Genomic DNA, 9,048 nt, shown 5'->3' on the forward strand with positions numbered 1-9,048 from the left:
AGCCCCTCGCCCTACGCGCAGCGGGGCTTTTGGTTGATGCGGTAGAGCTCGGCGAGACCCCGCAACGTCAGCGCGTCGTCTACCGTCAGGCTATGGCCGACCAGCGCCGCAAGTGCCTCGGCATCGTCGCCGGTAATGACGATGGGCACATCGCCCTCCCCCGCGGCCTTGGTCGCGCGCATCTCGGCAAGCACCATGTCGAGCATTCCGTCGATGCGGGCTACCTCGCCCAAAACCACACCCGAGCGCATGGCCTCGCGCGTGTTGCGTCCGATGACGTGCGTTGGCGCCGAGGGCTCAACCTGGGGTAGGCGCGCTGCTGCCGCCGAAAGCGAACGGGCGCCGAGGGCCAGGCCTGGCGCGATAACGCCGCCCACAAAGGTACCGTGCACGTCGATGACCTCGATATTGGTCGTCGTGCCCAGGTCAATCACGATGCACGGCGAGCCGTAGACGGCGCGGGCCACCACGGCATCGGCGATGCGGTCGGGGCCGATCTCGGCCGGATCGTCGTAGTGCACGGGTATGCCGGTCTTAAGTCCCGGCCCCACGGTGAGCACGCGCCCCGTGCAGGTGCGGGAAAGTGCCGCCTTCCACGGGCGCTCGAGCGCCGGGACTACACAGCTCAGCACGGCCGCGGCGGGTGCAAGCACCCCGGGCACACCTGCATCGGCGGCGAGCGCGCCCATGACCTGCATAAGTCGCATGCGCGCTTCGTCGGCCGTAATGCTCGACGGCGTCGTGATCTCGCATGTCGCAAGCGGACATTCCTGCGCCGCGGCCGAATCCTCTGCAAACAGGCCAAAGCGAATGAACGTGTTGCCCACGTCGACCGTCAATATATATGCGCACCCATTAAGCATCGTCGGCGCTCCTTTCGTCTGCCCAGCAGTATATCCCGATGATTATTCTGGGACGGGGATTTAAAAATCATTGCGTACCTGATGATTTTTAAATCCCCGTCCCAGAATAATCATCCTTCGGCTTCGTTTGGGATAGCTAAAAAAGCCCAGTCCCAAATTAACTGCCGTGCCGCTATACTGGTGCGCGGTCGTTTGCGAGTTCACGCGGCGACCCTTGGTAACCCGACTTCCCGCGCCGTATCCGTAACGGCGCTCCCGGGGGAAGCGGATATACGCAAAGGAGTTTTATATGAGCAATCCCTCGAACCGCGCTTCGATGCGCGGGCAACTCACGCTGCGCGGCGTCGTCATCGGCGTCCTTGGCTGCGTGATCATCACGGCAAGCTCGGCCTACACGGCCCTCAAGATGGGTGCACTCCCCTGGCCGATTATTTTCGCTGCCGTCATCTCGCTGTTCTTCCTGAAGCTCATGGGTGACGCCAGCCTCAACGAGGCCAACGTCACCCACACCATCATGTCCGCGGGCGCCATGGTCGCCGGCGGCCTGGCGTTTACCATCCCGGGCGCCTGGATGCTGGGCTATGCCGACCAGATCAGCTGGCTCGACATGTTTATCGTGGCACTCGCCGGCACCATCTTGGGCCTGCTGGCAACGGCGCTCATCCACCGCCACTTTATCGTGGACGCCGCGCTGGAGTTTCCCACCGGCAATGCCGCAGCTCAGACACTGCGCGCCACCGAGGCCGGCGGCAAGACCGGCAAGCAGCTCTTTGGCTCCATGGCCATCGCAGGCATCTACAGCGTGCTTCGCGACGCTCTGGGCGTGGTGCCCAGCATGCTGTGCACGCTCAATATCCCCGGCGTGACCTTTGCCATCTATAACTCGCCCATGCTGCTCTCCATCGGCTTTTTGGTTGGCTTCGCCCCGGTTGCCTTCTGGTTTGCCGGCGCGCTGCTAGGTAACTTTGGCATCATCGTGGGCGGCACCGCTGCCGGTCTATTCGACGTTGTGACTGCGCAGGGCATCGTCAAATCGCTCGGCATGGGCCTCATGATGGGCTTTGGCGTCGCCGTCGTCCTCAAGGACATCCTGCCGCAGGTCGCCGGCATCGCCCGCGGCCTCGCCGCCGACAGCTCCAGCGACACCGACGAGCAGTCGCTCATCTCGGGCTCGCTTAAGCTCGACGCCGGCATCATCGGCCTGGGTACTGCCGCCATCGCCGTGATCGTCGCCATCGCGCTCGACCTTGGCCCCGTCCCGGCCGTCATCGTCACGCTGTTCACCTTTGTCACCACCATCATGAGCGCGCAGAGCTGCGGCCAGACGGGCATCGACCCCATGGAGATCTTCGGCCTCATCGTCATGCTCATCGTGGCTGCCTTCGCACAGATCGCCCAGGTCAAGCTGTTCTTTATCGCCGGCATCGTGGCCGTGGCATGCGGCCTTGCGGGCGACGTCATGAACGACTTTAAGGCCGGCGCCGTGCTGGGCACCAATCCGCGTGCGCAGTGGATCGGCCAGGCCATCGGCGGCATCGTGGGCGCCCTGGTCGCCGCTGCCGTCATGGTCGCGCTTGTCACCGCCTATGGTCCGGATGCTTTCGGCCCCGACAAGAGCTTTGTGGCCGCGCAGGCAAGCGTCGTCGCCACCATGGTCTCGGGCATCCCGAGCGTGCCGTGGTTCGCAGGCGGCTTTATCGCCGGCATCGTCATGTACTGGCTCGGCATTCCGGCCATGATGATCGGCCTGGGCGTGTACCTGCCGTTCTACATGTCACTCACGGCATTCCTGGGCTCCTGTATCAAGCTCGCCTACGACAAGTGGTCCGCCCACCGCGACGCCACAGCTGGTCTTTCTGACGAGGAGATGGCTGCCAAGGACGCCGCCTTCCAGGAACAGGGCTTGGTCGTTGCCAGCGGCCTGCTCGGCGGCGAGTCCATCGTCGGCGTTATCCTGGCGTTTGTCTCCGTGGGCTTAAGCCTGCTGGGCTAAGCTGAGCAGCTGCTCGACAGCAACCATATTGTCTACGATTTGCCCGGTCGGTAGCTTTCGCGGCTACCGACCGGGCTTTTTGATACCAACGCAAAGAAAGGCCGGCGCGCTGCGTATGACAGCGCGCCGGCCTTATCGGTTTAGCTATCGAAGCGTTCCTGCTATGAACCGAAGTTCGTTGCAGAATCTACGCTCGAAACGCTACATCTGCTTGCGGCGACGATCGCCCAGCGTCACACCCGCAGCCACGAGTGTAATACCGCCGATAACGAAGACCTCGCCCGCAAGCGCAGAGTCATCACCGGTCTGGGCGAGCGCGGCAGGCGCGGCCTGTTTCTTGGCAACGGGGGCCTTTGCAGCAGTCTGCGCAACCTGAGGCTTGGCCTGCGGCTCAGCCTTGGGATGATACTTGTCGTACTCGGCCTGCGCGGCAGCCAGGGCATCCTTGGCATCGCCAAGCTCGGCAAGCGCGGCGGCATAGGCGTCGTTGGCATCGGACAGCTTGGCATCGGCATCGCTCAGAGCAGCCTTGAGGCCAGCGGCGGCATCGACGGCGGCCTTATAGCGAGCGTAGGCAGCGTTCAACTTGACCAGCTTCTCGTTGCCCGTCGTGCCCGCGGCAAGGGATGCCTTGTGGTCGACAGCCTCAAGATCGGCCTTGAGTGCCTCGTCGTTGGCAAGCTCGGCCTTGGTCTTGACGATCTCGAGGTTCGCATCGACGACGGCTTCGTTGGCGGCCTCGAGCTGCTTCTGGGCATCGGCGACACCGGCGACGGCAGCGTCATAGGCGGCCTTGGCGTCGTCGACCACCTTCTGAGCGCCGGCGAAGCGCTCGAAGGCCTTGTGTGCGGTGGCAAGCTCGCCCTCGGCGGCCTTAGCCTTCTCCTGTGCGTCGGACAGGGCCTGCGTCTTGGCGGCAACTGCCTGCTTGGCGTCCGAAAGAGCGGTCGCGGCGTGCGCATCTGCGGCCTGAGCCTTGTCAACGTCAGCCTGGGCAGTGTCGTCGGCCTTCTTGGCCTCGCCTAGCGTGCCCTGCTTGTTCGCAAGGTCCGTATTGGCGGCATCGCGCTTGGCGGTAAGGTCCTTGACCGAAGCAGTGGCGTTGTCATACGCCTCATTGGCCTGATCGGACTTTGCCTTGGCGGCATCGCGGGCGCTGCGAGCCTTCGCCTTGTGAGCAGCGGCATCGGCTGCCTTCGTCTTGCTGTCAGCAAGCGCGGCGTTTGCCTTATCGAGAGCTGCCTGGGCAGTAGCGGCCTTGCTCTTGGCGGCATCGAGGTTCTGCTTGAGGGACTCGATGTCGATTCCGCCGAGTGCGTCCTTCGCGGCGTCGTATGCCGTCTTCGCGGCGGCGGTGTCGGACTTAGCCTTCTCGTACTCACCCTTGGCGGTGTTCATGTTCACATCTGCTGCGGTGAAAGCGTCCTGGGCGGCATCCTGCCCGTTTACAGCTGCGAAGTAAGCTTTCCTAGTAGTTCCAAAGTTCTTCTGCGCCTCGGCGAGCTTGCCCTGAAGCTCCTTGAGCTGCGCCTTCTGCGCCTGCGTGCCGCCAGCGTTATAGGCAGAGTCGATGTAGTCGTTCACGAGCTTCTTGAACTCGGAGACAGTGAAATCAGCCTGAGTATCATCAGCGCTGTAATCGAATACGGTTACCTCGGAATCGGTGTTCTTACCGCTACCGGTCGCGATACCGATAGCCACCGTAGCGGAATCGATAATGTTGAGATAGTGCCCGCAGGTGTCTCCTCTTTGATTGCCATTCTTATCTTTTGTACCGTGATACACATCGTAATAGTTTTGGTAGATATAGTACGAATCATAGCGATGAGCCATGAGATCTTTGCCGGCCTCGCTATCCACACCGTACTTTTTAATCCAATTCTCGTAATTAACCTTCTCCTGAGTGTAGAGGCCGGTATAGGGCCATCCGAGAGTGTCCTCAGTCTCGCCGCCGGTATATGCGCCGCCGCCGCCAGCAAGGTTTTCCCCATTGTCGAAGTAACAGTCCGAGTGTCCCCAGATGTTCGATGAATATGATGCATTAAGGGCGGCTGCCACAGTCATGCGGAGGCTGACGCTGAGCGCCGACTGACCGTTCGCCTTGCGGAGGTTGTTCTGGGTGTCGAGATATGTCAGGGCGTTGCGCATCTGCTCCAAGGAAAGCGGGTTGGTGTCGCGAGACATGTCCTGATCGACGTACTGGTCATACCATTCGGCCTTGTCAGCGGCACCGGTCAGCATCGATACGGCGTCCTGGGCGTTCTTTTTCTGCGTGGCTGTGAACTGGCTGCCGTCGCTAATATAGTTCATGAAGCCGAGTATACCTTGGCTGATGACTTCCTGGTCAACGGTCATGTTGGACTTGAGGTCAGCAATCTGCTGCTCAAGAGCCTCAACCTGGACATTAGCAGCGTCATAAGCCTTTTCCGCGGCGTTCGAAGCAGCGCAGGCTGCCTCCCACTCGCTGCGCTTCTGCTTGCGAACTTCGACAAGCTTATCGTACTCCGCCTTCTTGTCGGCCTCGGTCTGCTGGGCCTGCTCGTATGCCGTCTTCGCGGCGTCACGCTTACTGGCCGCGTCCTTGTACTCCTTGTTTGCCGCATCGTATGCAGACTGGGCAGATGCCACAGCAGCGTTGGCGGCGTTGGCCTTCTCCTGCGCGGCAGCGACGGCAGCCTGGGCGGCCTGCAGATTTGTCTGTGCGGTGGCGTCGGCATCCGTCGCGACATTGAGCTCCGCCTGCGCGGTCTTGAGCTCACCAGCAGCAGCTTTCTTGGCGGCCTCAAGCGCACTCAGGTCAACACCCGTACCCGAGACGGCAGCATCGAGCGCGGCCTGCGCCTGGTCGAACTTCTGCTGGGCGTTATCGCGCGCGGTGGTTGCGGCTGCGAGAGCAGCGGCAGTCTCCTGCTTCTTGGCCTGGGCAGTCGTCAAAGCTGCCTCGGTATTCTGCTTTTCCTGCTGGGCGCTGGCCTCGGCAGCCTTGGCCTGGTCCAGATTGTCCTGTGCAGTAGTAACGGCCTTATTGGCGTCATCGAGCTTTGCCTGCGCGTCCTCGACGGCCTTCTTGGCGGCCTCGTACTCGTCCATACCCATGGCCTCGAGCTTGGCCTGGGCATCATCGAGGGCCTTCTTGGCCTCATCCTGCTTTGCCTTGGCGTCCTTGAGCGCCTGGGTCTTATCCTCGACACTCTTGTTGGCCTGTTCGAGCTGATCGTTCAGGTTGCCCAGCTTCTTCTGCTGCTGCTCAGTCTTTTCGACGGCTGCCTTAAGCTCGTCGATCTTCTCCTGAAGCGCGGCTACCTCGGCCTCGTTCTGCTCGGCGGCGTTATCGGTCACGGCCTGCGAGGCCTGATTCTTTTGCTGCTGCGCTTGCTTTTGAGACTGGCCCGCCGCGTCGGCCTTCTTCTGGGCGGCATCGTAGGCGGCCTGAGCGTCCTTGAGCTGCTTTGCCGACTCCTCGGCCAGCTGGGCAGCCGTCTTTACGACCGCTTGGTTACCGGCGGCAACGGTGTTCTCTACAGAACTACCCCCCCCCTGAACAGAATCGCCGTTACCGGTTGACGGTGCGGCGATTGCCGCCAGCGGCGACATGAGCGGCTGAGCAATGAGGCCCGCCGTCAAAACGGTTGCGACGGCGCGGTTAGCAACGCCCTTGACGTTGACGGCCTTGGCCCGAGGCTCAAAGTGCTGTGGACTGTAGTTTGCCATGGCTTTCTCCCTTTGACACGGATGTATCCATACGCTTCAAAATGTAGGAGCTGATTTTTGAATTCTGTTGCGCAACATTGGTCACCAGCGGATTTTTTGAAATTCGCGCTCTCGTGCTTCACAATTTCGTCACATATGTAGGAGCTGGCGCATCATATTCTTGCGGGATCGAATTGAGCCTGTGATTTGCATTTGCTCCCGCGTCATCCGCCCTATCGGATTCCGCATCCAACAGACACCCCGCCCGCCACGGTGTAGAGTAAGGGCGACGGGCGGGATACGCGGCCCTTGCCAAAACGAGGTGGACATGGAACTCGATAAACAACAGATCAAGCGGCTGCGCGAACGCCATCACCGGCGCCACGGCATCCGCCCTGCCCATAGTGAGGCCATGGAGAACGCCACCCGCTTCCTAAAGCGCGCATTCAACATTCGCGAGGGACGCGCGCCCTATCACGTGATCCGCAAGCGTTTTGTAAACGGGGCGCGTCTGACCGGCTCCCACCTATGCATCCTCATCATCGCCATGTTGATCGCGAGCATCGGCCTCGATATCGATTCGGACATCGCCATCGTGGGCGCCATGCTCATCTGCCCGCTCATGGGCTCGGTTCTTGCCATGGCATACGGCATTGCCACGCTCGACCGCGAGATTACCGTCGAAGCCGTCGCCAGCCTTGCGCTGCAAATGGCCTTTTGCCTGGTCACATCCACGTTGTACTTTAAGCTCTCGCCCCTTGGCACCACCACGGCCGCCATTATCGACAATTCGACACCAACTGTCTGGGACCTCGCTGTCGCGCTCGCCGGCGGCTTTGCAGGCGGCCTGGGCAACTCGCGCGACCAGGAACCCGCCACGCTCATCGCCGGTGTGGCCGTGGCGACCGCGCTCATGCCACCCCTGTGCGCGGCGGGCTACGGCATCGCCATCGCAAGCGGGTCGCTGTTTCTCTCGGCGCTTTACGAGTTTGGCATCAACGTGGTCTTTATCGCACTGGCTGCCGAAGCCGTACTACTTCTATTGCGTGTGCCGCTCAAGCGCGACCTCAACGGCGACGGTATTGTGACTGCTGAGGAAAATGCCGAGGTCGACGAGCTGTCACGCAAGGTGCGCCGCCGCATTATTGTGGGCACGGTGATCTTTGCCATCCCCTGCATCGTTATGACCGCGGGGTCTATTGGCTCGGCGCAGGTCGGCGTGCAGGACGGCTACGGCGTCACCGAGACCACACGCGAGCTTGCCGCGGTGCTGCCGGGCTTTAAGGATTACACCGTCGCCGTCGAGACCTCGGCCACCGAAGGGGACGAGGAAGGCATTGTAGAGCGCGAAATCGTCGCCCACGTGACGACGAGCGAGACACTCGGGGCACACGACCGTCACGTCGCCCGCAAGCTCATTGACCTCAACGTGCCCGAGCTCGATCGCGTGGAGTTTGATGTGAAGTGATGCCGGCGCGGGATGAATGCTCGCACGGACGCAAGCCACGACAAGGCACAGACGCGATACGGACACGAGCAAATTGCGGGGTGCAGTTCACACCCGAGCCCCGCTCGCTGTTTTATTGCCGTGAATCAACTGTCCGCATCGACATCGCCAGACTCCACCGTAAACGCCGGACCGGTACTCACCAGATAAAAACGGGTCACCCTGGTATCTCTAAATAGGTAGAGCAAGCCCTGATCGCGTCGGCGTGACAAGTACGCCACGTGGACCGCACCGAATTCTTCACCGTTTTCCTTCTTTAATATCAGGATGTTGGGGTCATCCGTACGCTTAAACTGCCCGTCTGTGCAGATTCCGTCTTGGTCGACCAGCTGCCATCGACAGTTGTCCTCCTCAAGAAAAGCCAGGGTTTCCCGACTCGTTTTGTCATCCCGATAGTAACCGTCAATGGCAAAGCCTTCGGAAACGCATTCCTGCATATAGGATGTTTCTCGATTTATAGCAAACTGCCCTGCAGCGCCCAGGAGCACAGCCAGGCAAACCACCGCAAGGGTTATCGAAATAACACGGCGATCCATGTTAGCCCAACCGATAGTTGTTTAACGGAGCACAAAACATACCCGGAACCTCCGATATCAGGGCAAACGTCACCTACGGCCTGCCGGCAATCATATGTTTCCAACATCAAACCATATGGTTACAACTCGTTGGAGATAGGTTCCATGAACGGACGATAATTTGCGGCGAACGGCTACATATGTTCATTATCTCAGGGTTCTGGAGGCAATTTTTGGTGCCACCGAGACGTTGTTTTCGGAAGTATGCGGCAAATTCCGGAGCCCTCGAGCACACCCCGGTTTTTCACCAATAAAACCGCAGGTACAAAGCTTGGGCATATCCAGTGTGCTCGGCCTATTCAAATTTTGCCGCATACTTCCGAAATCCGAGTCCGCTGAAGGCGCCTGCAACGCTATTTACGCAACATATGTGCAATCAGAACCACCCTTAAAAAGGGTGGTTTGCTCTTAGGGTATAAC

The 9,048-nt window shown here is 60.5% G+C and carries 5 protein-coding genes; 2 read left to right on the top strand and 3 right to left on the bottom strand.

The window, feature by feature from the left end; genetic code table 11:
- Positions 1 to 11: 11 nt before the first annotated feature.
- Positions 12 to 863: a type III pantothenate kinase gene (locus DXC99_RS03720; protein WP_117629272.1), complete on the bottom strand. Its 852-nt coding sequence runs from the start codon at positions 861 to 863 to the stop codon at positions 12 to 14.
- A gap of 289 nt (positions 864 to 1,152) precedes the next feature.
- On the opposite strand from DXC99_RS03720, the gene DXC99_RS03725 reads away from it, so the two are divergent.
- A complete protein-coding gene (locus tag DXC99_RS03725; RefSeq protein WP_117584126.1) occupies positions 1,153 to 2,856 on the top strand; it encodes an OPT/YSL family transporter in 1,704 nt (567 codons plus the stop codon).
- Between the two features lie 201 nt (positions 2,857 to 3,057).
- Here DXC99_RS03725 and DXC99_RS03730 read toward each other — a convergent pair whose 3' ends face one another.
- A complete protein-coding gene (locus tag DXC99_RS03730) occupies positions 3,058 to 6,567 on the bottom strand; it encodes a CAP domain-containing protein (protein ID WP_117629273.1) in 3,510 nt (1,169 codons plus the stop codon).
- Positions 6,568 to 6,874: 307 nt separating this feature from the next.
- Between DXC99_RS03730 and DXC99_RS03735 the strand changes: the two genes are divergently transcribed.
- The gene (locus DXC99_RS03735; RefSeq protein ID WP_117584128.1) at positions 6,875 to 8,014 is read left to right on the top strand and encodes a DUF389 domain-containing protein; all 1,140 of its coding nucleotides are present in this window, start codon (positions 6,875 to 6,877) and stop codon (positions 8,012 to 8,014) included.
- 125 nt (positions 8,015 to 8,139) lie between these two features.
- Here the strand turns inward: DXC99_RS03735 and DXC99_RS03740 are convergent, their stop codons facing one another.
- Complete coding sequence (locus tag DXC99_RS03740) at positions 8,140 to 8,589, bottom strand: hypothetical protein (RefSeq protein WP_147329328.1); 450 nt, start codon at positions 8,587 to 8,589, stop codon at positions 8,140 to 8,142.
- Between the last annotated feature and the right edge of the window lie 459 nt (positions 8,590 to 9,048).

Origin of the sequence: Collinsella sp. TF10-11AT (assembly GCF_003437565.1) — a bacterium.
Classification (GTDB): Bacteria; Actinomycetota; Coriobacteriia; order Coriobacteriales; family Coriobacteriaceae; genus Collinsella.